This is a genomic window from Micromonospora sp. NPDC049257, from assembly GCF_040678915.1.
Lineage (GTDB): Bacteria > Actinomycetota > Actinomycetes > Mycobacteriales > Micromonosporaceae > Micromonospora > Micromonospora antibiotica.
Map to the genome: position 1 here is coordinate 84,261 of NZ_JBFAQU010000004.1, position 24,313 is coordinate 108,573.

Here is a 24,313-nt window from a genome sequence, read left to right on the forward strand (position 1 = left end):
CCCCACCACCGAGGAGGTCCGGATGACTCCGTACCGCTCCCGCCTGCGGGCCTGGGCCGTCGCGTTCCTCGCGGCGGTCGCCCTGCCGGCCGCCCTGCTCGGCCCGCCGACGTCGGCGTCGGCCGCGAACACCCTGACCATGCTCGGCGCGGACGTCTCCTCCGTGCAGCGCAGCCTGGACCTCGGCGCGCGATACTACGACGCCGGCGGCACCGCCCGCGACCCGCTCGACATCCTCAAGGGCCTCGGCGTCAACTACGTCCGGCTGCGGGTGTGGAACAACCCGGCCAGCGGCTGGAACAACAAGGCGAAGGTGCTGGCGTACGCGAAGACGGTCAAGGCCAAGGGCCTCAAGTTGATGATCGACTTCCACTACTCCGACACCTGGGCCGACCCGGGCAAGCAGTACAAGCCGGCAGCCTGGGCCAACCACGGCATCGGCCAGCTCCAGACCGACGTCTACAACTACACCTCCGACGTCTGCACCAGCCTGCGCAACCAGGGCACCACCCCGGACAGCGTGCAGATCGGCAACGAGATCAACGTCGGCATGCTCTGGAACGACGGCAAGGTCGTCAACAACGACTTCACCAACCTCAGCCTGCTGCTCAAGGCCGGCTACCAGGCCACCAAGGCGTGCAACGGCGGAACCCAGGTGATCATCCACACCGCGAACGCGGACAGCATGGACCACGCCCGCTGGTTCTACGACGGCATCCGGGCCAAGGGCGTGCAGTGGGACCTGACCGCCCTGTCCTACTACTGCATGTGGCACGGCACGCTGGCCAACCTCTACAACGTCATCACCGACGTCCGCACCCGGTACGGCAAGCCGGTGGTGCTCACCGAGACGGCGTACCCGTTCACCGCCGCGAACGCCGACAACGAGGCGAACGCGATCAACGGCACCGAACCCTGCGCGGGTCACCAGGCGAGTTGGAGCGGCCAGGCCACCGAGTTCTCCTGGGTGCAGGACACCGCCCGCAACGCCGGCGCGGTCGGGGTCTTCTACTGGGAGCCGACCTGGTACGCGGTGCCGGGAAACGGCTGGGACCCGGCGAACATCAACGGCACCGGCAACCAGTGGGACAACATGGCCATCTTCAACTGGACCGGTCAGGTGAACCCGAGCATCCGCTGGCGGCCGTAGGCCGGGCGGAAGGCTTCCGTCCCGGTCGGCGGGCCACCGGCGGTGGCCCGCCGACCGGGCACTACCCTGGCGCGGTGCGATACGACGAGTGCGATGCGGCCATCCGGGGGCTGGTCGACGCGGCCGACGAGGACGCCCTGCACGCCTTCGGGCTGGCGACCGTCACCCGCCTGTTGGCGGCCGACCTGATCGACGAGGCCGGCGCGGACGACCTCGACGAGGACGCGTGGGCGGCGCTGGCCGCCGCGCGGGAGCGGATCGCCACGGCCGACGCGGGCGAGCTGCGTTCCCACCTCGACCGCATCGACGAGGGCATCCTCGCCGACGGCGACATGGACCCCGGCCTGCTGATCGCCCTGTCGGCCCTCGAACACTGGACCACGTACCTGGAGGGGCACCGGCGCGGCGAGCTGCACGAGCTCGCCCTGCGCTCGGTCGAGGAGGTCGACCACCGGGTCTCGGCCGCGCTCGACGACTTCCTGGCCACACCGGAGATGGCCGCCGAGTACGCGCGGATCAGGCAGTCGCTGACCGGCTGACGGGTCACCGGGGCGGCGGGCCGCGCCGACGGCGGGCCGCCACCCCGGTGGGTGGCGGCCCGCCGGTGCGGACCTCAGTCCCGTGCGGTGCGCCCGCGCGCCGGCCCGGCCGTCGCCTGCCGGCCGGCGTCGACGGTCACCGGCCGCAGTTCAGCGTCAGCGGGCCCGGCGCGTTGGTCCAGACGAGCATGCCGAACGTCGTGCTGCCACCCGGGGCCAGCGTGCCGTTCCAGGAGGCGTTGCGCACCGTGACGTCGGGACCGGAGATGGTGAGCACACCGTTCCAGAGGGCCGAGATGCGCTCGTCGCCCAACCACCGCCAGGTGACCTGCCAGCCGTTGAGCGTCTCCTCGGCGGTGTTGCGCACGGTGACCGTGGCGGCGTACCCGCCGGTCCAGCGGTTGTCGAAGGTGATCGTCGCCCGGCACGACGCGGACCCGGCCGGCAGCGTCCGGACCGGACCGTTGATGACGTACGGGTCGTGCTTCTCCCCGGCGCTGAACCGGTACCAGTACTCGCTGTCCGGGGTCAGCCCGGTGACCGTGATCTCACCCTGCCGTTCCGGGCCGGACACCGCCGAGGCCACCGGGTTCAGCCAGGCCGTCGCGTCCTCCCGGCTGGCGAAGAGGACCAGGGTCATCGGCGGGTTGTAGCCGCACGGCGGGGTCATGAGCATCGAGTACCGGACGGTGATGCTCGTGGCGCTGGCCGACATGAACTGCCCGGAGACCGGCAGCGCCGGGGGGCACGCGTAGGTGGGGGTGGGAAGGGGCGTGGCCGAGAGCGCCGGCTGGGCCTGGGCGCCGGTGAGTGTGCCGGCCCAACCGGCCAGGGTCAGGGTCGTGGTCGCCAGCACCACGCCGAGCGTGCGGAGCATCCGTACCTCCGAGGGGTTGCGGGGGCACCGACGGCCGGGACGGGCCCGCGGTGCCGGATCCGGGACTGTCGCCCACCGTGCGGTGGGCGGGTGAGGTGCTGCGCGATCAGCGGCTGTCATGGCCGGGCGGATGCCGGACGGCCCGGTCGACGGGCGCGGAGGACCGACCGGTGGTCACCGTCGCGGACTGCCCGGCGCGGGGTGGCGCGGCCACCTCGCGTGTCCGACGAATCGGCGCACGAGTGGTCACGCTGGCTCCCGAGCGTGACGACGCCAGAACAGTCTGGCATTCGATGACTGTCGATGCAATGCTGTCCGATCGGGCCGCCCGGACCGGCCGACCGGCCGCTACGGACCACCCTCCGGCGTCGATCGGCCGACCGCCGACCCGGCCCGGATCAGCGGATACGCGGCGCGGCGGCGCTGTCCCGCACGACCAGATCGGTGGCGAGCTCCACCCGGGGGCTCTCGATCGTCTCGCCCCGGGCCAGCCGCAGCACGGTCCGGGCGGCCAGCATGCCCATCTCGGCCAGCGGCTGCCGGATCGTGGTCAGCGGCGGCGAGCACCAGCGGACCTCCGGCAGGTCGTCGAAGCCGACCACGCTGACGTCGTCCGGCACCCGTAGGCCACGCTTGCGGACCGCCTCGTAGACCCCGAGGGCCATCTGGTCGCTGGAGGCGAAGATCGCGGTGGGCGGTTCGGGCAGGCCCAGCAGGTGCATGCCGGCGGTGTAACCGGACTCGTGGTAGAAGTTACCCGGCCGGACCAGCCGGTCGTCGACGGCGAGACCGGCGGCGTCGAGCGCGGCCCGGTAGCCGTCCATCCGGGCCCGGCTGCACATCAGCTGCGGCGGGCCGGCGATGAAGCCGATCCGCCGGTGACCCAGGCCGAGCAGGTACTGGTTGGCGCGCAGGCTGCCCGCCCAGTTGGTCGCCCCGATCGTCGGGGCCTCCTGGGGGGCGACGCCGGCCGGGTCGACGATGACCACCGGCAGCCGCAGCCGGCGCAGCTCCGCCTGCAACGGCGGCTCCACCATCGAGGTCACGAAAATGACCCCCTCGGTGGAGCGGGTGCGCATGTTGTCCAGCCACTGCTTGGCCGACGAGGTCCGCCGGTGGATCGCCGACACGACGGTCCCGGCGCCGCTGGCCTGCGCGACGTCCTCCACGCCCCGGATGATCTCCACGGCCCAGGGGCTGTCCAGGTCGTTGAAGACCAGGTCGATCAGGGCGGACTGGGTACGGCGGGCCGCCGAGCGGGGGCGGTAGCCGTGCCGGGTGAGCAACTCCTCCACCCGTTCCCGGGTCTGCGGGGCGACGTCGGACCGGCCGTTGATCACCCGGGAGACCGTGGGCACCGAGACGCCCGCCAACCGCGCGATCATCGCGATGGTGACGTTCCTGCCGTTCTCGGAGCCCACGGTCACCCTTTCGGTCGGGGGAACTACGGTCGCAGAAGGCTATCGCAGCAGGTCGGGGTCACCCCTTGACGCTGCCGGAGAGCCCACCGATGAGCTGACGTTCGGCGATGGCATAGAAGCCCAGCGCCGGGATCATCGACAACACGACGTACGCGAGCACCTTGGCGGTGTCGTCGGAGTACTGCCCCTGGAACGCCTGGACCCCGAGGGGAAGCGTCCACCAACTCTGGTCGGTGAACACCACCAGCGGCAGCATGAAGTTGTTCCAACTGCTCACCAGCGCCAGCACCGAGACCGTGGCCAGGGCGGGCCGGGCCATCGGCAGCAGCACCCGCCAGAAGAACCCGAAGGGACCGCAGCCGTCGAGGGTCGCCGCCTCCTCGACCTCACCGGGAATGCTCCGGAAGAACTGCCGCAGGATGATGATGGTGATCGGCAGGCCGAAGGCGGCCTGGGGCAGGATCACCCCGAGCGGGTTGTCCAACAGCCCCATCCCGCGCAGCAGGATGAACAGCGGCAGGATCGCCACCGCGAAGGGGAACATCAGCCCGATCGCGAAGATGGTGACCAGGAACTCCCGCCCCCGGAAGGCGAACCGCGCGAAGACGTACGCGGCCATCGCCGCCGCCGCGACCACGACGAACGTGCTGGCCACGGCGATCAGGACGCTGTTGCCCACGTTGCGCCAGAACACCCCGGCGGTGAAGATCTCGACGTAGTTGCCCGGCACCCACGGGTCGGGCAGGCCGAGCGGGTTGGTGGAGAGCTGCCCGTTGTCCTTGAACCCACCGATCACCCCGAACCAGACCGGCACGACGATGAGCGCGCCGACGGCGATGCAGACGAGGTGCAACAGGAGGCGGCGGCCCCGCTGGGCCGGGTTCGCCGAGGTGGTCATCGCTGGTCTCCTTGGACGGTGAGGGCGCCCTCGGTGTCCCGACGCAGGACGACGCGCTGGTAGATGAGGGCGAAGACGAGGCTCAGCAGGAACATGATGATGCTGATCGCGCTGGCGTAGCCGACCTCGAAGCGGCGGAAGCCGAACTGGAACATCGTCACGGCCATGGTCTCCGAGGCGTGGATCGGCCCACCGCCGGTGAGCACCCAGACCATGTCGAAGAGCTGGATGGTGCCGATGACCGACAGGAACACGCTGATCCGGATGGTCGGGCCGAGCAGCGGCAGGGTGACGAGCCGGAACGCCTGCCACGCGTTGGCCCCGTCGGTGACCGCCGCCTCGTTGAGCTCCTTGGGGATGTTCTGCCGGGCCGCCAGGAAGAGGATCATGTAGAGGCCGAAGTACTTCCAGGAGACCACCAGGAAGACGGCGTACAGGACGGTGTCCGGGTCGGCGAAGACGGCCCCGGCGTCGGCCCCCAGGAACCGGGAGATGGCGTCACCGAACCCCCGGTTGGGTGAGAACACCAGGTTGAACAGCACCGCGGTGGTGACCTCGGACAGCACGTACGGGGCGAAGAAGATCACCCGGTAGATCGCGCGCCCCCGTAGCGGCTGGTTGAGCAGCATCGCCAGGCCCATCGCGACCGGCAGCTGGACCGCCAGGGAGAGCACGATCAGCACGAGCCCGTGCCACAGGTCGCCCCGGAACACCGGGTCGCCGAAGGCCCGGGTGTAGTTGTCCAGCCCGATGAAGTTCTCGGGCAGACCGAAGCCGTTCCACTTGTAGAGGCTGGCGTAGCCGGCCACCACGATGGGGGCCAGCACCAGCAGCAGGAACAGCACCAGGGACGGGGCCAGGAAGACGGCGAGGGCCCGGCGACGGCCCGGCCGGGGCCGGCGGCCGGTACGGCGTACGCCGCCCGGCCCCGGCCCCGACGGTTCGGTCACTCGGCCGCCGGGTCCCGCATTCGACAGGATCGATGGCGTGGTCATGCCTGCTCCACTCAGTTCTCGCCGGCGGCTGGTGATCGATGGGGTGGGACGGTACTACTGGGTCTTCGCCACCTGGGTGATGTCCTTGAGGATCTGCGCCGGCGACTTGCTGCCGGCGACCAGCGCGGCGACGCTGTCGTTGACCTGCTGGCCGACGGCGGGCGGGTAGGCCTGGTCGAGGTAGAGCTGGAAGCCGGTGGCGGCGGCCAGCGTCTGCGCGACGACCTTGTTGTTCGGGTCGGCGACGGCGTCGGTGGCTTCCTTGACCGTCGGCAGCACCGCGCCGGTCTTGGTGCTGCGACGCTGCACGTCGACGCTGAGCAGGGTCTTGAGGAAGTCCAGGGTGGCCGGCGGGGCGTCCTTGCCGACGGCGAAGCCGTTGCCGCCGCCGAACACCTCGGTGGCCGTGCCCTTGCCGCCGTCGACGGCCGGGAACGGGAAGAAGCCGAGCTTGTCGCCGAGCCCCTTCTTGCTGGTGGAGCTGGACGCCTGCACCGACGGGGCCCACTGCCCCATCAGCTCCAGCGCGGCACGGCCGTTGCCCATCGTGGCGGCCTGGCCGTCCGGGGAGCCGTACTCCGCGCCCAGGAAGCCCTTCTGGAACGGCTGGAGGTCGACCAGTTCCTTGAGCCGCTCACCGGCGGCCACGAAGTCGGGGGTCTCGAAGTTCTTGTCCTTGGCGGCCTGCTGGAGGGCACCGAGCCCGCCGATGCGCATGGACAGGTAGGCCCAGTAGAAGTGGGCGGGCCACTTGTCCTTGCCGGCCAGCGCGACCGGGGTGATCCCGGCGGCCTTGAGCTTGCGGACCACGTCGAGCAGCTCGGCCCAGGTGGCCGGCGGCGCGGTGATCTGCGCCTGGGCGAAGAGGTCCTTGTTGTACCAGAAGCCGACCATCCCGATGTCGAACGGCACCCCGTAGATCTTGCCGTCCACGGTGTACGGCTCCAGGGACAGCGGCAGCAGGCCGTCCTTCCACGGGGCGATGGTCTCGGTGAGGTCCTTGACCAGACCCGCGTCGACCTGCTGCTTGAGCACCCCGCCGCCCCAGGACTGGAACAGGTCGGGCGGGGAGCCGGCCTGGGTGGCGGTGGTCAGCTTGGCCTTGAACGCCTCGTTCTCCAGCGGCTGGATCTCGATCTTCACGTTGCTGTGCGCGCTCTGGTACTCCTGGGCCACCGCCGCCCAGACCGGCAGCATCGGCTCGGTGTTCTGGATGTGCCACCAGTTGATCGTCTGCGGGGCGTCCGGGTCGTCGGAGGCGTCGTCGCTGCAGCCGCTGAGCAGGTACGCGCCGGCACCGGCGCCGACGAGGCCGAGCAGCGATCTGCGGGAGAGGTGGGCGGTCATGATCCATCCCTTCGGGGGACTCACGAGGTGCTCGGGTGCCGGTCGAGCCGGCGATTTCGAAACGTGTATCTCCGGAACTTTCAGAGCGTCGCCGGTATTACCGATCGATGGCGGGCACGCTACGAGCTGTTTCCGCGCGGGTCAAGACCTCTGTCCTATCGCGGCGAAAACGGCTAGCGTGTGCAGGGCCTCACCGACCATGGCCATGATTCCGAAAGTTTCGAGAGCTGCCCGAGGAGTGCCCGTGTCGACCGACACCGCTGAAGTGGCGACCGCTGCCCGGTCGATCCGCAACCCCGTCCTCGCCGGGTTCCACCCGGATCCGTCGATCCTGCGCGTCGGCGACGACTACTACCTGGCCACCTCGACCTTCGAGTGGTACCCCGGGGTCCGGCTGCACCACTCCCGCGACCTCGTGCACTGGCGGGCGCTGGGCGGGGTCGTCACCGACCGCCGCCTGCTCGACCTGCGCGGTTGCGGTGACTCCAACGGGATCTGGGCGCCCGACCTGACCTACCACGACGGCCTGTTCCACCTCGTCTACAGCGACGTGGCCAGCTTCGCCAGCGGCTACTGGGACCCGCAGAACTTCCTGGTCACCGCGCCCGAGATCACCGGACCCTGGTCCGACCCGGTGAAGCTGCACGGGCGTGGCTTCGACGCCGCCCTGTTCCACGACGACGACGGCACCAGCTGGCTGCTCGCCATGAGCGCCGACTGGCGGCCCGGCCGGGACCGCTTCGCCGGCATCGAGATCCAGCAGTACGACCGGGCCGCACGCCGCCTCGTCGGCCGGCCCCGCATCCTGTTCACCGGCACCCCGGTCGGGGTCACCGAGGGCCCGCACCTCTACCGCCACGACGGCTGGTACTGGCTGATCACCGCGGAGGGCGGCACCAGCTGGGAGCACCAGGTCACGGTGGCCCGGTCCCGGGAGCTGTTCGGACCGTACGAGGTGGACCCGGACGGTCCGCTGCTCACCTCCGTCGGCCGGCCCGAGCTGCGGTTGCAGAAGGCCGGCCACGGCAGCCTGGTGCGCACCCCGGACGGCGGGTGGTACCTGGCCCACCTCGTCGGCCGTCCCTACTCTCCGCTGGGCAGCTGCGTGCTGGGCCGGGAGACGGCCATCCAGCGCGTCGAGTGGCCCACCGACGGTTGGCCGCGGATCCCCGGCGGCGTGCCGGCGGACGAGGTCGCCGCGCCGGACCTGCCGGCGCACCCGTGGCCGGCGGAGCCCGCCACCGACGACTTCGACGCCGCCGAGCTGGGCCCGGCGTGGTCGACGTTGCGCCGGCCGGCCACCCCGGACTGGATCGACCTGCGGTCGCGCCCGTCGCACCTGCGGGTGCACGGTGGGCAGTCCCCGGTGGGCCGGCAGGCCCCCAGTCTGGTGGCCCGGCGGGTCGGCGCGACCCGGTGCACCCTCGACACGGTGGTCGAGTTCGACCCGGTCGACCACCGTCAGCTGGCCGGCATCACCGCCTACTACAACACCCTCAACTGGCACCACCTCTACCTGACCCGGGCCGACGACGGTCGGACGGTGCTGGAGCTGCTCAGCTCGGACAACGGCCGGCGTACCGCCTATCCGGAGCTGACCGTCGACACCGACGGGGCCACCCGGGTGGGTCTGCGGGCGGAGTTCGACGGCCCGGTGGTGCGCTTCGGCTACGACCTGGGCGCGGGCTGGCAGCAGCTACCGATCGACCTGGACGCGACCATCCTGTCCGACGAGCACGCCGCCCTGATCATCGACGGCGAGCCGGCAGCCTGGGGGTTCACCGGGGCGTTCCTGGGTCTCTGGGTCCAGGACCTCGGTGGCGACGGCGGCCACGCCGACTTCGACCGGGCCACCTACCGGGAGCACTGACCGCTCCCACACCCGTCACGACCGGCTCCGGGTGGGGCCGGTCGTGGCCGTGCCCGGGATACCGGGGGGCCGGATCTCGAAACTGTTGCGACGACCGGTCGACGGCCTGACCAGGAGTTCCGGAAGTTTCGATGGTTGACCCGGTGGGCTCGCGCTCGTAACGTTCCAGTCGGCTTCCGGAAATCGATGCACAACTATCGGTTGGCTCCGGTGCGGCCCGCCACACGTCCCGCCGTGGCGGTGCCGCGCCCCTCCCCCGCCCTCGCCGCCGTCGACCCGTCGACGCGCCTCGGGAAAGGACCGCAGATGATACTCAGACGGTGGATGGCTGCCGGGTTGGTCGCCGTCGCGACCGCCGGCGTGTTGAACGCCGTACCGGCCACCGCACAGCGGCCGTACGACCCGACCGCGCAGAGCCTGCGCGCCCTGGGCCAGCGCCACGGCCTGTACGTCGGCACCGCAGTCGACATGGCGGCCCTCGACGACCCCGCCGAGCCCCGCTACCGGGAGATCGTGCGCGACGAGTTCTCCACGGTCACCGCCGAGAACGTGATGAAGTGGGAGTCCCTGGAGCCGACCCGGGGCAACTACGACTGGTCGGCGGCCGACGAACTCGTCGCCACCGCCCGACGCAACGGCCAGAAGGTCCGGGGCCACGTGCTGGTCTGGCACAGCCAACTGCCCAAGTGGCTCACCGACGGGGTCGCCGACGGCTCCATCGACACCACCGAGTTGCGGTCGATCCTGCGCCGGCACATCACCACCGTCGCCAGCCGCTACCGGGGCAAGATCTGGCAGTGGGACGTGGTCAACGAGGCCGTCAGCGACCCCTGGGACACCCCGTCCACCCTGCACTACAAGGGTTTCTGGGCCGAGCACCTCGGCCCGGGTTACGTGGCCGACGCGTTCCGCTGGGCCCGCGCCGCCGACCCGACCGCCCTGCTGTTCTACAACGACTACAACATCGAGGCGTTCGGCTCCGGCGACCCGACCAACGACAAGACCCAGTTCGTGTACGACATGGTCAAGGGCCTGCTGGCCCGGGGCGTGCCGATCGACGGGGTCGGCAGCCAGGGTCACCTGGGCACCCAGTACGGCAACTACGACACCCTTCAGGTCGCCGACGCGCTGCACCGCTTCGCCGGGTTGGGGCTGTCCACCGCGTTCACCGAGGTCGACGTGCGCAGCCGGTTGACCGACGGGGTGCAGGCCGGCGACTCCGAGGAGATCAACCCACGGCTCCAGGCGTCCGCCGCGAACTTCCACGTGCTGTTGCAGGCCTGCCTGGCCGAGCCGCGTTGCCTGTCGTTCACCGTCTGGGGGTTCACCGACCGGCACTCCTGGGTTCCCGGCACCTTCGACGACCCGCCGCAGGGCCTGGCCACCATCTACGACGAGAACTACCAGCCCAAGCGGGCGTACCAGGTGATGAAGGCCGACCTGATCTACGCCGGCCCACCGTACGTGCGGATGCGGGCCACGCCGAAGCCGCGCCGGTAGGCCGGCCGGTGGGCGCCGACATCCTCGACACGGCCCGGGGCGGCGGACGGACGGTCAGCCTCAGCTTCGACGACGGCCCGAACCCCACCGACACGCTGCGCCTGCTCGGCGTCCTGCGGCGGCACCGGATCACGGCCGTGTTCCTCCTCTGCGGTGGGCAGGTCGAGGCCCACCCCGAGGTGGTCCGCAGGATCGTGGCCGACGGTCACCGGCTGGGAAACCACAGCATGCACCACGACGACATGACCACCTGGTCGCCCGGCCGGATCGAGGCGGATCTGCGGGAGACCAACGAGGCCATCCGGCGGGCCGTACCGGATGCCCGGATCCGCTACTTCCGTGCGCCCTACGGGGCCTGGGGGGCGAGTCCCGGCGTCGCCGCCGCGTTGGGCATGCGACCGCTCGGCTGGCGGCTGGCCGTCGGTGACTGGGAACCGCCGGGCACCGACGAGCTCGTCCGCCGACTCCTCGACGGGGTCACCCCCGGCGCGGTGGTGCTGCTGCACGACGGCGGTGGGGACCGCAGCCAGAGCGTCGCCGCCGTCGACCGGGTCGCGCCCGTGCTGCGCGCACGACGCTGGCGGTTCACCCTGCCGGCCGACTGATCCGCTGCCGGCCCGCCCCGGCGGATCGGGCCGGCAGCAGGCGAAACGTACCGGCCGACCGGTTACGGCCGGTGCGGGTGGTGGGTGGAGGGGTCGGGGTGTACCCGCCCACCCACCACGCCGTCGGGGTGCCGCCGGTCCACGTCCCTGGACGCGGCGGCACCCCGACCTGGACGGTCACGGCAGGCGTGACCTACCGGACGACACCCCCGCCACCACCGCTGTTGCCACCGCCGCCGCGCCGGTGCTGGTCACGGGTGCGGTCGGACCCGTTGCGCCGGCTCACCGGCTCGTGCGACGAGCCGCTGTCGCGGCCGCTGGTCCGCGAGGTGTGGGTACGGGAGGTGTGGTTACGCGAGGTGGCCCCGCCCCTGCGGTGCGAACTCGCGGTGTCGGCGACGTCCCCCCGGGCCTCCGTGTCCTGCCGGGGACGCCCCGGCTGTTCCCGGGGGCCCCGGGTGACCATGAACGCGGAGCCCGCGCCGTGCACGATCGCCCCGGCGTTGCCGGCCGTGGTGTCCTGACCCGGCGCGTAACCGACGCCCCAGGTGAGCGCGCCCGCGGCGGCCACCGCGCCGTAGGCGGCCCGCACCATGTCACCCTGCCGGCCGTTGCGCAACGAGTTGACCACCTCCTTGCCCACCACGTACATGCCGGGGCCGGCGGCCAGGGCCAGGCCCACGCTGTTGGCCACCGCGTTGCCGCGCAGGCCGGCGCTGCCCTGCACCCCGGGCGACGCGACCAACGACACGAAGTTGACGATCCGCTCGTCGTTCTCCACGACCCACCGGCCGGCCCGCTGCGCCCAGGTCTCCACCCGGTTCTGACCCAGCCGGTGCTCGCTGGTCTCCCCCGCGCCCCACTCGACGCTGATCGAGTCCCCCGGGCCGGGGCTGCTGCGGCCCGAGGAGGTCGACGAACTGTACGGCTGGCCCACCTCGGCCCGGTAGTCGTCGGCGGTGTACTGGCCGTAGCCCGACTGCACCGACGAGGTGCTCGGGGCGCCCTGGCTGTAGTTGCTCGGCGTGTAGGCGCCCGGGGTGTAACTGACCTGGCTGTAGTTGCTGGGCGTGTACGTGCCCGGGGCGTAGCTGACCTGGCTGTAGACGCTCGGCGAGTAGACGACCTGCGGCTCGGACTCGGTCGGGGTGGGCGGGTAGTGGACGCTGTAGTTCTCGCTGCCGGTGGGACTTCCGCTCCCGCCCGGTGGTGGCTGATGGGGTGAGGACACCTGGGCTCCTTGATGCTCGACCAGCGGTTGACACGCTCATTACGACCGGCCCGGCGTCCCGGTTCAGCCGGCGGTCGGGGTTTCTCGCCAGTTCGCCTGCCACGGCGTCGCGGTGGCCTTGCCGGCGGCCCGCTCGGTGATCGCCGCGACCTCCTGCCGGGCCTGCGCCGAGATCCGCCCCGCGTCCGGCTCCTTGTACCAGGGCCGCAACGTGATCACCGCCGGCCGGATGCCGGTGGCGAGCAGCAGCGCGGTCCCCTTCGGCAGGGCCCGGATCCGGTCCGGCGGCAGCACGTGTTCCTGCCGGTACGAGGTGGACCGCGACGAACCGTCCCGGCTGCGGGAGACGCTCACCGTGCTGACGTCGTGCTGACCGACCAGCTTGGAGACCTTCTCCACGAAGTCGGCGTCGTCGAGGCCCGCGCCGAGCAGCTTGATGGTGGCGGCGCCCCACAGCGCGTCCATCCCGGCCTCACCCCAGACCCGGGACCCCTGCCGGTAGCTCTGCAACAGGGTGACCACGTTGATCCCCCGCGATCCCAGGTGCGAGTAGAGGTCCGGCAGGTCGGAGATCCGGCACACGTTCGCCGCCTCGTCCAGCACCGCCGTCATCGGCGGGTCGAGCCGGCCACCCATCCGTTCGGCGGCGACCACCCCCGCCCGCAGGGTCGCGTCGGCCAGGCCGGCGATCACCCCGGCGGCGGAACCGCCGCCGTCCTTGGACAGCAGGAAGAGGGTGTCCCGGCCGAGCACGTGCCGGTCCGGGCGGAACTGCGGCAGGTACGGGTCCGGGGAGACCCAGGCGAGGATCTCCGGGTCGAGCAGGCACGCCACGCACTGCCGGGCCGTCTCGTAGATGCCGTCGCGGGTCTCCACCGCCCCGCGTACGGTGCCCTGCAACTGCTCGGCCATCGCCGCCATACCCGCGTCGCGGAGCAGGTCGATCGGGGTACGGTCGGCCGGGTCGGCCAGCCAGCCGAGCAGTTCGGCGACGGGGGCCCGGCCCCGGGCGGCGGCCAGGAAGAGCGCGGTCAGGGTGTTCTGCGCCGCCGAGATCCAGAAATCCTTCTTGGCGGTGTCGTCGTTGACCGACGCCACGAAGTGACCGGCCAACCGGCGGGCCCCCTCGATGGTGACGCAGTCGGCGAGGATGTCCCACCACATCTGGCGGGGAACGTGCGCGATGCCCTGCGGGTCGAAGGTCCACACCGTACCGACACGTTCCCGCTCGGCCCGGGTCACCGCGTACACGTCGGACTTGTTGGAGGTGAGCAGCACCGCGCCCCGGGCCCGCAGCACCCGGGGCACCGCGATGCCGGTGGACTTGCCGGCCCGGGGGGCCATCAGGTCCAGCTCCACGTCCTCGAAGGAGGAGCGCAGCTCCGGGCCGTTGGGTGACAGGTCACCGAGCAGGTTGCCGGTGTCGTCCGGGGCGAGTTGCCGTACCCCGGCCAGCGAGGGACGCAGCTCCCGGGCCCGGGCCGCGATCCCGGCGGGCGTCAGCGGGGCCAGGTCACGCACCCGGGCCAGCCCGACGCCGCGCCCGCGCAGGTCGAGCAGCCGGCGACCGACTAGCACCGCCGGCACCACCACCAGCAGCGCCACCACGAGCATCCCGGAGTAGAGCGCGTACGGTGACGCCCCGGGCCAGAGCGCGCCGGCCGCACCGGAGATCACCATGAAGTACGCGCCGAGCGTGAACGGCGGCGTCTGCCAGCCGTGTCCGGTCACCCCGGCACCCAGGGTGCCGCCCAGCCAGGCGACCGTGAACAGTGCCGCGTTGGCGAGGACCACCAGGCAGAACGCCCAGAAGAACAGGTCCGCGCCCCGGGGCGAGCCCGACGACATCCGGCTCACGCGTGCCACCCCCGCTCACCGGCGGCGACCTGGTCGGCGAGGTGGGCCAGCTCCGGCCGGGTGGCCAGGTTGCCCAGTTCCGCCTCGACCTCGAAGGCCGCCTGCCGGGCCGCCGCCCGCTCGGCGGCCTGCTGGGCGGCGTACCCGTTCTGCACCCAGCGCTGGTTGGTGTCGTGCAGCCGGCGCTCGGTGTCGGTGATGGAGACCCGGATCGGGATGCCGGGTCGGCCACCCACCTTGATCAGGAACCGGCCCCGCCCCGGTGGCTCCTCGTTGCTGCCGGTGCTCGCCCAGCCCGGCGGCGACGACCAGGAGGAGACCAGCTCGATCTCCCGTTTGGACAGGCCGATCACCCGACCCAGGTCGGTCATCTCCGCCGCCGGCAGCCCGGCGCAGGCCACGATCCCGGCCCGTTCCACGAAGCCGCGCGCCTTGGCCCGGTCGGCGTCGGAGCCCAACGCCTCGGCGTCCTTGAGGGTGTGGGTGATCTTGGCATCGCCGAGGCCGAGCGACCGGTTGAGCCGGGTCAGCGCGTCGATCCGGTCGACGATGCCGGACGCCGCCCGCAGCGGCCGCCACAACTCGTCGAGGATGGTGAAGAACCAGCGGCGCGGGGCCAGCCCGGCGTCGGCCATCGCGTGCGACGCGGCGACCGTGCCCAGGCCCTCGGACCAGGCCGCCAGCATCGCCGCCGCGGTGAGCTGGGTGTCGGACTCCCCGATCCGGGAGATGTCGATGCACACGGCGGGGGCGTCCGGGTCGATCCGGGTGGAGGTGGACGAGCCGAAGGTGTCACCCAACGCACCGTCGAGGATGCCCAGCAACGACCGGTGCAGCGGGTCCACCGCGTCCCGGTAGCGGCTCTCCTGCCCCCGGTCCAGGGTCACCGCCCGGACCCGGTCGGGCCCCTCCTCCAACACCCGCAGCAGGTCCGGCAGGAGCGGGGCCCGGCCCTGCGGGGTGCGTTCCCGCAGGTGCCGCAGACAGGCGGAGAGCACCGACTGCTCGTGGTCGTCCAGCGCCCGGCCGCGCACGATGGTCAGCAGCGCCGCCACCATGTTCAGCACCCGACCGTGCGTCTCGGCGGCCAGCGCCCGGCCGGCCCGGCCGCCGATGCGTTCGGCGGCCAACCCCATCGCCCCCGGGTCCAGCACGTTGATCCCGCCGACGCCACGCCCGATCGGGATCACCTGACCGCCGAGGGCGCGGACCGTGTCGGCGTAGTCCGGCTTGAGGTCGCCGAGCACCAGCGGCACCACCCCGGTCGCGGCCAGGCCCACCGCCATCCGGTTGATCAGGGTCGACTTGCCCAGGCCGGGCATGCCCAGCATGAACAGCGACGGATTGGAGATGTAGCGGGCCCGGGTGAACCAGGAGATCGGATCACCGCAGACCGTGGCGCCGGTGAACAGGTGCTGACCGAGCGGCACCCCGGACATCGGCGCCCCCGAGCCGGCCGAGAACGGCCACAGCCCGCACGCCTGCACGGTGGTGGCCCGCCACATGGTGGGCGCGTCCAGGTAGCCGACCCGGCCACCGCCGGGCCCCTCCCAGCCCCGGGCCGAGGGGGGCAGCTCACGGCGGGGCCGGGCCGGTCGGGTCTTCTTCGGCGCAACGGGGGCCTCGTCGTCCGGGTCGCCGACCACCCCGGCCAGCGCGGTCCGCGCCCCCGAGGTCCCGACCGGCCAACCCGCCCCGAGCCCACCCGCGCGCAGTGCCGGTGCGCCGGTCACATCGCCTCCTGAAGTTCGTGTGGCAGCACGGTCTGCTCCCACGGAAGGATTCCGGTCGGCAGGGTGCAGGTGAACGCCGCCGCCTGCATCCGGTGGGCCGGCCGCATCGCGATCCGGGTGGCCCCGGTCATGTTGCGCACCAGCACCGACGCGTCGTCGAGCTGGGAGCGGTCGTCGACCGTGACGGTCAGCATCAGCGAGAACTCCACCAACCCCGCCCCGGTGGCCTCCTCGGCGGCGGCCTGCTCGGCGGCGCGTACCTCGGCGGCGGCCCGCGCCTGCACCATGCCCCGCCCGGAGGTGGCCATGAACTGCGCGGTCCGCCGATCCGCCTCGACGATCCGGGCCGAGGTCGCCGGGTCGATCGGCCGGTAGAGCAACGCCACCCGCTTGCGGCGGGTCCCGGCGGAGGCGTCGAGCATGGTGCGCAGCACACTGGAGCGCACCGTGCCCCGGGGGGCCAGGGTGAGCAGCCAGGTCCGGGACACCCCGGAGTCGTGCTGGTAGGCGTCCACCGACTCGACCGCGGCGACCGGCCCGCAGTCGGCCCACTCCAGGCCGGTCCGCCCGTGCTCGGCCCGGACGCTGAGCACCTCGGCGGCGCAGGCCGGGTCGTACGCCACCCGGACCACCTCGGCGATCTGCTCGGCGGTCAGCGGCTCGGCGACACCCCCACCGGCACCGATCAGCCCGGTCAGCAGGCTCGGCACCCGGATGGCCAGGTCGGTGACCACGTCCTCCGGGTCCCGCCGTGGCCCACCCACCGGGGCGTAGGTGAGGGTGATGTACGAGTTCATCTCCGACGACGCCGACGGGTAGTCCTCGACCACCTCCTCCAGCACCGCACGGGCGGCGGCGGGGGCGGCGGCGTCCAGCCGGGGCAGCACCTCCGCCGCGAGCCGGGTCCCCGGGTCCGGGGCGGTCTCCACCACCACCGACGCCCCACGCAGCCCCGGTTCGTGGGCGAGCCGGGACAGCCACTCGCCCCACAGCGACACCCACGTGTCGACCTGCTCCGGGTCGACCAGCGAACCGCCGTCGGGCTCACACCGCAGCACGATCGTGTAGAGGTTGCGGCTCTTGTGGTGCAGCACCCCGAACGGTCGGTCGTAGGCGTCCCGGCCTTCCCGGGCGAGCACCCCGCTGAGCAGGCCGGGCGGGGGGAAGCGGCCACCCGGTCGGGCCGAGAGCGGCCCCGAGACGTACAGGTGCTCCCGGCGGGACACCCGACGCGACCAGCCGATCCGCAACGCCAGGAGCTGGTACAGGTTACGGCCGTCCTGGGTGCGTACGGCCATCGGCAGCAGGGCCACCACGAGCGGCACGCCGACCACGAACGCCGCCTGCAGCGACGCCAGCGAGGCCAGCAGCACCAGCACCAGCCCGCCGAACACCCCGACGGTGCCGACCAGGCCGAGTGGGCCCAGCCCGGCCCGGCGGGGCCGACGCCAGTTGCCGTACGTCGGTTCGATGACGGCTTCGGTCGTCATTGCCTCTCCCTCGTCTCACCGGACCGCCGCCCGACCGGGTCGTCCGGTCGGCGGCGGTCCGCGCTGTCAGTTGTGGCCGGCGTCGCCGTCCGCGCCCGACACCGTGCCGGCCGCCATGTTCCGACCGGTCCGGGCCGCCCGTTGCGCCCCGTCGATCGCCACCCCGACCGGTCCGGCCAGCCGGGCCGCGGAACCCGCGGCGGCTGCGCTGCCGCCACCGGTGCCGCCGGTACGGCCGGTGCGTCCCTCGCTGCCAGCCGGGCCCTGCCCGCCGGTGTCGCCCCGACGGCCCTGCGGTCCGCGCGCCCCGGACGGGGCGCCGCCACCCCCGCCGCCCGAGGACAGGGCGGACCCCGCGACCCGCTTCGCGCCGGAGGCGACCATGCCGCCCGCGGCCGAGACGGCGGTCCCGGTCGGGTCACCGGTGCCCAGCGCCGCCGTGGCCGGCACCACGATCTTGAGCAGCGCCGGCAGGGCGACCGCCGACAGCAGCAGGACGCCGATGCCGGCGATGCGGATGTGCGAGGAGTTCTGGGTACGGCTGCCGACGGCGAGCATCTCCGCCCCGGAGAACATGATCAGACCGACGGAGGGCTTGTAGAGCAGCCAGGCGATCGTCCAGCCGATGTGCTTGCGCCACCAGCCGGCCCCCCAGTTCGTCATCGACGCGGCGGCGGCCAGCGGCAGGGTGCCGAGCATGATGGTCATCACGCCCAGCCGCAGGTAGAGCATCAGCACGTGCACGATGGCGGCGATCAGCAGCAGGAAGGCCAGCACCAGCAGCAGGAACGACTCGATGGAGGAGCCGTTGTCCACACAGGGCACCCCCATGATCACTTCCATCGCCGCGGACCTGAGCAGGTGGTCGGAGAAACCGTCGGAGAGGCTGGCCGCCCGGCCCACCACCCACGAGCCGGCCCCGGCGACCAGGATGACCCGCAGGAAGCCCTGCAACGCGGTCCGCCCGGCGGTGCCCTTGCGTTCCATCGCCATCCGGGCGGCGGCGAACAGCACCGACCCGATCGCGAGATAGGTCACGACCCACTCGATCTGGTCGCTGATCAGGCTCGGCACGTCGTCCGGGCCGCCCTCGGTCGTGGTGCCCAGCGTCGGCACCGAGACGCTCAACTCGGCGAAGATGGAGATCGCGGCGGCCAGCATCAGGTTGGCGATCATCCGGACCAGGGTGCCGATCGGGTCACCGAGGAACGAGAAGAAGCCGGTGATGATGTCCAGGGGATTGGGAGGCGAACACCCGCCCATCTACTTCCTCCAGAGTGTGTAGCCGGCGCTGCCGGTGACCGTGCCCAGCGAGGCGTGCACCACCCCGGCCCGCGACGGCGCCACCTTCCAGTCCCCGGCGTCCCAACGCAGCTCGACCAGGGTCGCCACGTAGCCGCCGGCACCGGTCTTGACCAGTAGTTGCACCCGGGCCGTGTCGGCCGCGTACCGGGCGAGGGCGAAGCCGGCGTAGCTGCCCCCGCCACGACTGGTGACGACCCCGGCGGCGGCCTCCAGCCGGGCCACCAGCACGTCCCGGCCCGGTCCCGGCACCACCTGCCGGTCGGCCACCGTCCGCCAGGTGGCCCCGGCCAGTTGTGTGGGCACGGCGTGTGCCGCCAGCACCGCACCGATCGGGGTGTGCGCGAAACAGCCCAACACCCCGTCGGCGGTACGCGACGGTCCCTGGGTCGCGGAGACCGGCACCCGGTCCCCACCGTCGAGGGTCCGCCACGCCACGTCGTCCGGCGGCACCGCCGGCCCCGCCGCGACCACCGTCCGGGGCGGACACTGCGCCACCTGCGCGGCGGCGTTACGGGCCACCGGGTCGGCCGGGGTCTCCCGGGCCGCCCCGGACATCCAGGCCCCCGCCGCCAGCAGCGCCATGCCGGCGAGGAACGCCACCGAGAGGATCCAGCCGCGCTCGGTCCAGAACGGCGGGTCCGCCGGGGACCGGCCGCGCCCGCCGGTCACTGTGGCTGGCCTGCGGTGGTGCCGGCACCGCCGAGGAAGAAGTTCGCCAGCGGGCCCGCGACGGCGACCAGGATGCAGCCACCGAGCACCAGACCGAGCCGGGACATGTGCTCGGAACTCTCGCCCCGCTTCACCGAGATCGCCATCATCGTGCCGGTGATCAGCACCCCGGCCACCCCGGCGGCGGTGCCGGCCCAGGCGATCAGGCCCAGCAGCTTGTTCACCAGGGTGGTCAGCTGCCCCGGCGCGTTGGGGGTCGGGTTGATCCCCCCACCCCCGGCGGGTTCCGGGTCGAGGGCCATCGGGAAGCGGGCGACCAGGTAGGCGGCGGCGTACTGGGACAGGCTCGTGAACGACATCGGAACAGCTCCTTCGGGCAGGTGGCAGCACCGGAGGCGTCGACGACGCTCCGGCGGTGACGGGGTGGAACGGGCCGGCAGTGCGGGGTGCGCTGTCCGGCCGGCGGTGATCCGGCTCAGAGTCCGAGGTCACCGAAGAACATGACGAGTGGTCCGGCGGTCGCGCCGAGCACGCAGCCCATCGCGACGAACACCGCCCCACGGAAGTGGTCGCTCATCTCCCCGGGAACGCCCCGGTTGAGTTGGATGGCCATCGAGATGCCGAGGATGAGCAGCCCGGCGACACCGGCCGCGCTGACCCCCCAGGCGAGCAGGTTCAGCAGGTCGTCGGCCGCACCACCCGCCGGGTTGTACGGCGGCGGGGGTTTGAGGCTCGGCAACGGGGAGGGCGCCGCCCCCGGGCCGAACGCCAGGAGGTGGCCGGCGAGCCGGTCCACGCCGTACCCGACGGTCATGACGGACTCCCGTCCCTGGCCAGGCCGGTCGCCGCCCGGAGCCGTTCCAGGGGCTTGGGCATCCGGGCGGGCTGCTGGCCCAGCCGCCAGGCGGGTATCCACGGCACCCGGTGCACCGGCGCGACCGACCGCAACACCCGGATCCGGCGGGCCAGCACCGGCGGCAACCGGCCCGGGGCGTCGGCCAGCAGCACCAGGCCGGCCAGCCGCATCCCGGGCGGGTGACGGCCCTCCCGCAGGGCGTTGAGCGCCCGGGACACCGCCCGCATCCCCTCGGCGTCGGTCCGGCCGACCAGCATCACCGTGGCCGGCTCCGCCCGCGCCGCGTCCGGCCACCGGCAGCCCAGGTCGGTGCCGCCGAAGAGCCGGGTGAGCGTCGTCGCGCCGGCACCACCGTGCGCCGCGATCCAGCCCAGCCCCACCTCGGACAGCGACCGCCGGGGCGACGCGACCGGCCCGGGACCGGTCCGGGCGGACAACGGCCCCGGTGACATCCGCGATGCCGGGTCGCTCATCGTCGCGGACCCCATGCACCCACCTCCTCGCCAAATGTCGCTCCAGTTCGTCGGCGTCCCGGTTGAACCACCCCGGGTCCGGTCCCGTCATCACGGCGGGCCGGGCAGTCGACGGACGCCTCTACGGGGGCTCCCGCCCCCCGGTTCACGCCGGGGACCAACTTTTTCCACCGCGATGGTGAGCAGCCTGGGAGGCGACATGGCAACGTCCGACAACGACGGCGCGGAGCCGACGCAAGGGTCCAACCGCAGCAGCGCGGCCCTGATCGGCGCGGCCGTCGCGGCCGGGCTGAGCTGCCTGGCCACGCCGGTGGTCGGGGTCGTCGGCGCGGCCGCCGTCTTCGTGATCGGCGCGCTGGGCGTGCTGCTGGCCCCGCTGGTCGCGTTGATCCTGTTCTTCGGGGGCGGCGGTGGGTCGGCCGACCCGGTCAGCGTCGCCGACGACTCGTTGGCCGCCGCGCAGGGCGACGGCAAGGGGACCCTCGACCCCGACCAGGTGCCCGAGGGCCTGGTGGACAGCATCGAGGGCGCCGGGAAGACCTGCACCCAGATCGGGCCCGTGGTGATCGCCGCGCAGATCGAGGTGGCCTCCGGATGGGACCCGGCGAAGGTCGGCGCGAACGGGGAGAAGGGCATCTCCCAGCTCCCGCCCGCGGTCTTCGCCCAGTACGGCGAGGACACCGACGACGACGGCGACACCGACGCGACCGACGAAGAGGACTCGATCGCGGCACAGGCCAAGCACGTCTGCGCCCTGGCCGGGCAGGCTCAGGCCCTCATCGACGACGGCCAGGCGATCGGTGAGGTGCTCGACCTGACGCTCGCCGCGTACGCCGTCGGCATCGACGAGGTACGCCGGTCCGGTGGTGTGCCCTCGACCAACGCGGCGCAGCTCTACCTGGCGCAGGTCCGCTCCCTGTTCGCGAAGTACCAGGGGCTCGGCGGTCCACCGCCGTCGTTCCCGCCGACCGCCTCCCCCAGCGCGTCGCCGACCGGCGACTGACCCCGACCGACCCGCTGACCGACCGATGAGGAGTTCCGATGACGGTGACCCCGCAGGACCAACGCCCCGCCGGGCGGCAACAGCGCCCCGACGACGGCCCACCGCCGAGCGACGCGCCGCCGACCTCGCCGTTCATCCTCTACCTGCGCGACGAGGAGTACGCCGAGGAGCTGGAGCTGCTCAGCAACTGGGTCCGGCTGTTGCTCGTGCCGATCTACGCGCGGGAGGCGTCCTCGACCGCGCCGTGGTGCGGGCGGTGGTGGCAGCACCCCGAGGCGGTGGCGCAGTTGCACGGCCTGTGGCTCGCCTGGCAGGAACTCACCGGGCCCGACGCCGGGCTGTGCGGCCCGGCGAACTGGCACCGCGACTATCTGGAACCGGTGCTGAACAGTCTGCGTAGCCCGACCGGGCCGTTCGCCGGGTGCAAGGCGGGAGCACACCGGGCCAAGGAGGTCCCGCACACCGACCCGTACTGACCGACGGTGGCCCGACGACGGGGGCGGGGTCTCGTCCGCGATCCACCCGCGACGTCGCCGCATCCGGTCTACCCGGCCGGCCGGGGAGACCGGCCGGCTCAGCGGGAGACCGGCCGGCTCAGCGGGAGATCGGTGCGGTGACGACGGCGGTGCCGTCCACCAGGCCCACCGTGACGAAGGCCAGGTCGGCGACCGGCAGCGACAACTCGCCGGTCACCTCCTGCGGCCCGGTCGAGGCGGTCCAGTCCCGCACCACGTGCGTGACGCCGTCGCGGGTCACCGCGAACAGCCGGTACCGCAGGCCCTGACGCAGCCCGGTGGCGGTGATCCGGATGGTGGAGCCGCGCCCCTCGTCGGTGGTGATCGCCACCGAGAGGCTCACCCCCTGGGCCGGGGCCTCGCCGGTCGCGGTGAGCACCACTGCGCTATGGCCACCGAACCCGGTGACGGCCGCGACGCCACCGGCCAGGACGACGGCCACCAGGGCGGCGGCCACCCCACCCCAGAACAGCATCCGACGACGGCGGGCCGAATCCGGCCGGGTGCCACCCGTTGCGGACGCCGACCCCGGTCGGTCCCCGCCGGGGCGGCTCCCCGACGGCCGATTCCGGACCGGACGGCCGGCGTCGGCACGCGGACCGGTGCCCCGGCGAGCGCCACGCCGGGCCGTCCCGGCCGGTTCATCCGCTGCCCTCGGCGGGGTCACCCCGGCGCTCGGGTCCGCACCGGTGACGGTGGCGACCGGCTCAGCCGCGCGGGGTGCGTCGGTGGTGCGGGGTGCTGGGTCGGAGGTGCGGGGTGGGTCGGAGGCGCGGGTCGGTGGGTCGGGCACCGGCTGCCTCGGCACCACTACCGGGGCGGACGCCGCCGGCACGTCGGGGCCGACAGCCGGCGGCGGCCCGGCCGGTGGGGCGAGGCCCGGGGCGGGTGTGTGGCCGGCCGGCGGGAGGAACTCCGCCGGTGGCGCGAACTCCGGCAGGCCACCCAGGTCGTCCCAGTCGGCGGCGGCCAACCCGCCGAGGGCGCTGGTCACGCTGCCCATCTCACCGGCTGCGGACAGGCACTCCCCGCACCCGGCCAGGTGGGCCTCGAAGGCGACCCGGTCGGTGTCGTCGAGCGCGCCGAGCAGATAGAGGGCCAGGGCGGAGTGCTCAGCGGTGGGGTGTTCGCCGCCGGTGCGCATCACGCCCTCCTTTTCGACCCGGAGACACCGATGACGGTGTGACGACCCCCGGGACGGTGAGCGTCCGGGGGGTCGAACGGGAGATCGACACGTCGCGTCATCAGGAGGACTCGGTCGGGCCGATCGCTGCGTGCAGCGCGCGCACCGCATAGTACGTCCTGGACTTTACCGTACCCTCCGGGATGCCCAGTCGCTGCGCGGCTTCGGCGACCGACGAACCCTTGTAGTACATCTCGACCAGCACCTCGCGGTGCTCCGGTTTGATCTGTTGCAGCGCCAGCCGGACCGTGTGGGTGCTGACCACCCGGTCCATCTCGTCCTCGGCCGAGGCGAGCCGGTTGAGGTCGGGGATGGCCACCTCGGGCGGGCGGGACTGCCGGGCGCGCATCGCGTCGATGGCCACGTGCCGGGCGACCGTGTAGAGCCACGGCGCGATCCGACGCGGGTCCTCGGCCAGGGTCTCCAGGTTGCGCCAGGTGCGTAGGAACGTCTCCTGGACCAGGTCCTCGGCGAGTTCCTGCCGGCCGAGGACCAACCGGGTGAGGAACCGCAGCAGCGGCCCCCGGTACTGCTCGTGGATCGCCCGCATCAGGGCCTCGGGGGAGGCCCGTTCGGTCGCCGCGTCGCCGGTCACCCCGGGCGCTTCGTTGGGCACCGCCGACACAGAACGCCTCCCCCTGACGTACGGGTCGTGCCCGTACGGCCGCGCCGTCGTCTCGACGTCGAGCCCGCCTAGGAAGAGAGCATAACCGTGCTCATCGGACGGTCCACCAGGCCATCGTGTGGCCGGTCGGAACCGTCGGTGCAGGGTGGTGGACGCCGTGGCCCCGACGCA

Annotated in this window: 23 protein-coding genes; 7 read left to right on the forward strand and 16 right to left on the reverse strand. The window is 72.8% G+C overall.

Annotation, left to right across the window (positions count from 1 at the left end; genetic code table 11):
- The first annotated feature begins 22 nt into the window (after window positions 1–22).
- Both AB0K25_RS08760 and AB0K25_RS08765 read left to right on the forward strand, forming a co-directional pair.
- Complete coding sequence (locus tag AB0K25_RS08760; RefSeq protein ID WP_208566185.1) at window positions 23–1,150, forward strand: glycosyl hydrolase 53 family protein; 1,128 nt, start codon at window positions 23–25, stop codon at window positions 1,148–1,150.
- Between the two features lie 74 nt (window positions 1,151–1,224).
- Window positions 1,225–1,689: a hypothetical protein gene (locus AB0K25_RS08765; RefSeq protein ID WP_219461405.1), complete on the forward strand. Its 465-nt coding sequence runs from the start codon at window positions 1,225–1,227 to the stop codon at window positions 1,687–1,689.
- A 136-nt stretch (window positions 1,690–1,825) separates the two neighbouring features.
- On the opposite strand, the gene AB0K25_RS08770 is transcribed toward AB0K25_RS08765, so the two are convergent.
- The 5 genes from AB0K25_RS08770 to AB0K25_RS08790 form a co-directional block, all read right to left on the reverse strand.
- Window positions 1,826–2,566 (reverse strand): cellulose binding domain-containing protein, encoded by a 741-nt coding sequence (locus AB0K25_RS08770; RefSeq protein WP_219461403.1) that lies wholly within the window; start codon window positions 2,564–2,566, stop codon window positions 1,826–1,828.
- A gap of 398 nt (window positions 2,567–2,964) precedes the next feature.
- Window positions 2,965–3,987, reverse strand: a complete 1,023-nt coding sequence (locus AB0K25_RS08775; RefSeq protein WP_208566188.1) for a LacI family DNA-binding transcriptional regulator — start codon at window positions 3,985–3,987, stop codon at window positions 2,965–2,967.
- 58 nt (window positions 3,988–4,045) lie between these two features.
- Window positions 4,046–4,885 (reverse strand): carbohydrate ABC transporter permease, encoded by an 840-nt coding sequence (locus AB0K25_RS08780; RefSeq protein ID WP_208566189.1) that lies wholly within the window; start codon window positions 4,883–4,885, stop codon window positions 4,046–4,048.
- Window positions 4,882–5,880, reverse strand: coding sequence for a sugar ABC transporter permease (locus AB0K25_RS08785; RefSeq protein ID WP_219461401.1), 999 nt, complete (start codon window positions 5,878–5,880; stop codon window positions 4,882–4,884). The genes AB0K25_RS08780 and AB0K25_RS08785 overlap by 4 nt, the downstream gene beginning before the upstream one ends.
- Before the next feature lie 54 nt (window positions 5,881–5,934).
- Window positions 5,935–7,227, reverse strand: coding sequence for an extracellular solute-binding protein (locus AB0K25_RS08790; RefSeq protein ID WP_208566191.1), 1,293 nt, complete (start codon window positions 7,225–7,227; stop codon window positions 5,935–5,937).
- Between the two features lie 244 nt (window positions 7,228–7,471).
- Here AB0K25_RS08790 and AB0K25_RS08795 point away from each other — a divergent pair, with 244 nt between their 5' ends.
- From AB0K25_RS08795 to AB0K25_RS08805, 3 genes are all read left to right on the forward strand, one after another.
- On the forward strand, window positions 7,472–9,097 hold the full coding sequence (locus tag AB0K25_RS08795; RefSeq protein ID WP_219461395.1) for a glycoside hydrolase family 43 protein: 1,626 nt from the start codon (window positions 7,472–7,474) through the stop codon (window positions 9,095–9,097).
- 306 nt (window positions 9,098–9,403) lie between these two features.
- The gene (locus AB0K25_RS08800; protein ID WP_219461390.1) at window positions 9,404–10,597 is read left to right on the forward strand and encodes an endo-1,4-beta-xylanase; all 1,194 of its coding nucleotides are present in this window, start codon (window positions 9,404–9,406) and stop codon (window positions 10,595–10,597) included.
- Window positions 10,598–10,605: 8 nt separating this feature from the next.
- Window positions 10,606–11,202 (forward strand): polysaccharide deacetylase family protein, encoded by a 597-nt coding sequence (locus AB0K25_RS08805; RefSeq protein WP_219461387.1) that lies wholly within the window; start codon window positions 10,606–10,608, stop codon window positions 11,200–11,202.
- Window positions 11,203–11,395: 193 nt separating this feature from the next.
- On the opposite strand, the gene AB0K25_RS08810 is transcribed toward AB0K25_RS08805, so the two are convergent.
- From AB0K25_RS08810 to AB0K25_RS08850, 9 genes are all read right to left on the reverse strand, one after another.
- Window positions 11,396–12,433, reverse strand: a complete 1,038-nt coding sequence (locus tag AB0K25_RS08810) for a hypothetical protein (RefSeq protein ID WP_357533718.1) — start codon at window positions 12,431–12,433, stop codon at window positions 11,396–11,398.
- Window positions 12,434–12,496: 63 nt separating this feature from the next.
- Window positions 12,497–14,281 (reverse strand): TraM recognition domain-containing protein, encoded by a 1,785-nt coding sequence (locus tag AB0K25_RS08815; protein WP_357534028.1) that lies wholly within the window; start codon window positions 14,279–14,281, stop codon window positions 12,497–12,499.
- Between the two features lie 5 nt (window positions 14,282–14,286).
- Complete coding sequence (locus AB0K25_RS08820) at window positions 14,287–16,023, reverse strand: ATP/GTP-binding protein (RefSeq protein WP_357533720.1); 1,737 nt, start codon at window positions 16,021–16,023, stop codon at window positions 14,287–14,289.
- A complete protein-coding gene (locus tag AB0K25_RS08825) occupies window positions 16,020–17,513 on the reverse strand; it encodes an SCO6880 family protein (protein WP_219461381.1) in 1,494 nt (497 codons plus the stop codon). Before AB0K25_RS08825 ends, AB0K25_RS08820 begins: the two co-directional genes overlap by 4 nt.
- Window positions 17,514–17,579: 66 nt before the next feature.
- Window positions 17,580–18,776, reverse strand: coding sequence for a hypothetical protein (locus AB0K25_RS08830; RefSeq protein WP_219461378.1), 1,197 nt, complete (start codon window positions 18,774–18,776; stop codon window positions 17,580–17,582).
- Window positions 18,777–19,487, reverse strand: coding sequence for a hypothetical protein (locus tag AB0K25_RS08835; RefSeq protein WP_357533722.1), 711 nt, complete (start codon window positions 19,485–19,487; stop codon window positions 18,777–18,779). It lies immediately after the preceding gene.
- Window positions 19,484–19,846 carry a hypothetical protein gene (locus tag AB0K25_RS08840; RefSeq protein ID WP_255597559.1) on the reverse strand — a complete coding sequence of 121 codons (363 nt, stop codon included), beginning with the start codon at window positions 19,844–19,846 and terminating at the stop codon, window positions 19,484–19,486. The genes AB0K25_RS08835 and AB0K25_RS08840 overlap by 4 nt, the downstream gene beginning before the upstream one ends.
- A gap of 116 nt (window positions 19,847–19,962) precedes the next feature.
- Entirely contained in the window at window positions 19,963–20,301 is a 339-nt protein-coding gene (locus tag AB0K25_RS08845) for a hypothetical protein (protein WP_208566200.1), read from the reverse strand.
- Window positions 20,298–20,831 (reverse strand): hypothetical protein, encoded by a 534-nt coding sequence (locus AB0K25_RS08850; RefSeq protein ID WP_255597558.1) that lies wholly within the window; start codon window positions 20,829–20,831, stop codon window positions 20,298–20,300. The genes AB0K25_RS08845 and AB0K25_RS08850 overlap by 4 nt, the downstream gene beginning before the upstream one ends.
- A gap of 184 nt (window positions 20,832–21,015) precedes the next feature.
- Between AB0K25_RS08850 and AB0K25_RS08855 the strand changes: the two genes are divergently transcribed.
- Together AB0K25_RS08855 and AB0K25_RS08860 are read left to right on the forward strand one after the other, a co-directional pair.
- Window positions 21,016–21,819, forward strand: coding sequence for a transglycosylase SLT domain-containing protein (locus AB0K25_RS08855; RefSeq protein WP_219461368.1), 804 nt, complete (start codon window positions 21,016–21,018; stop codon window positions 21,817–21,819).
- A gap of 38 nt (window positions 21,820–21,857) precedes the next feature.
- Window positions 21,858–22,295, forward strand: coding sequence for a DUF4913 domain-containing protein (locus AB0K25_RS08860; RefSeq protein ID WP_219461365.1), 438 nt, complete (start codon window positions 21,858–21,860; stop codon window positions 22,293–22,295).
- 118 nt (window positions 22,296–22,413) lie between these two features.
- On the opposite strand, the gene AB0K25_RS08865 is transcribed toward AB0K25_RS08860, so the two are convergent.
- Entirely contained in the window at window positions 22,414–23,478 is a 1,065-nt protein-coding gene (locus AB0K25_RS08865; RefSeq protein ID WP_219461363.1) for a zf-HC2 domain-containing protein, read from the reverse strand.
- Between the two features lie 100 nt (window positions 23,479–23,578).
- Window positions 23,579–24,133: a sigma-70 family RNA polymerase sigma factor gene (locus AB0K25_RS08870; RefSeq protein ID WP_208566204.1), complete on the reverse strand. Its 555-nt coding sequence runs from the start codon at window positions 24,131–24,133 to the stop codon at window positions 23,579–23,581.
- Between the last annotated feature and the right edge of the window lie 180 nt (window positions 24,134–24,313).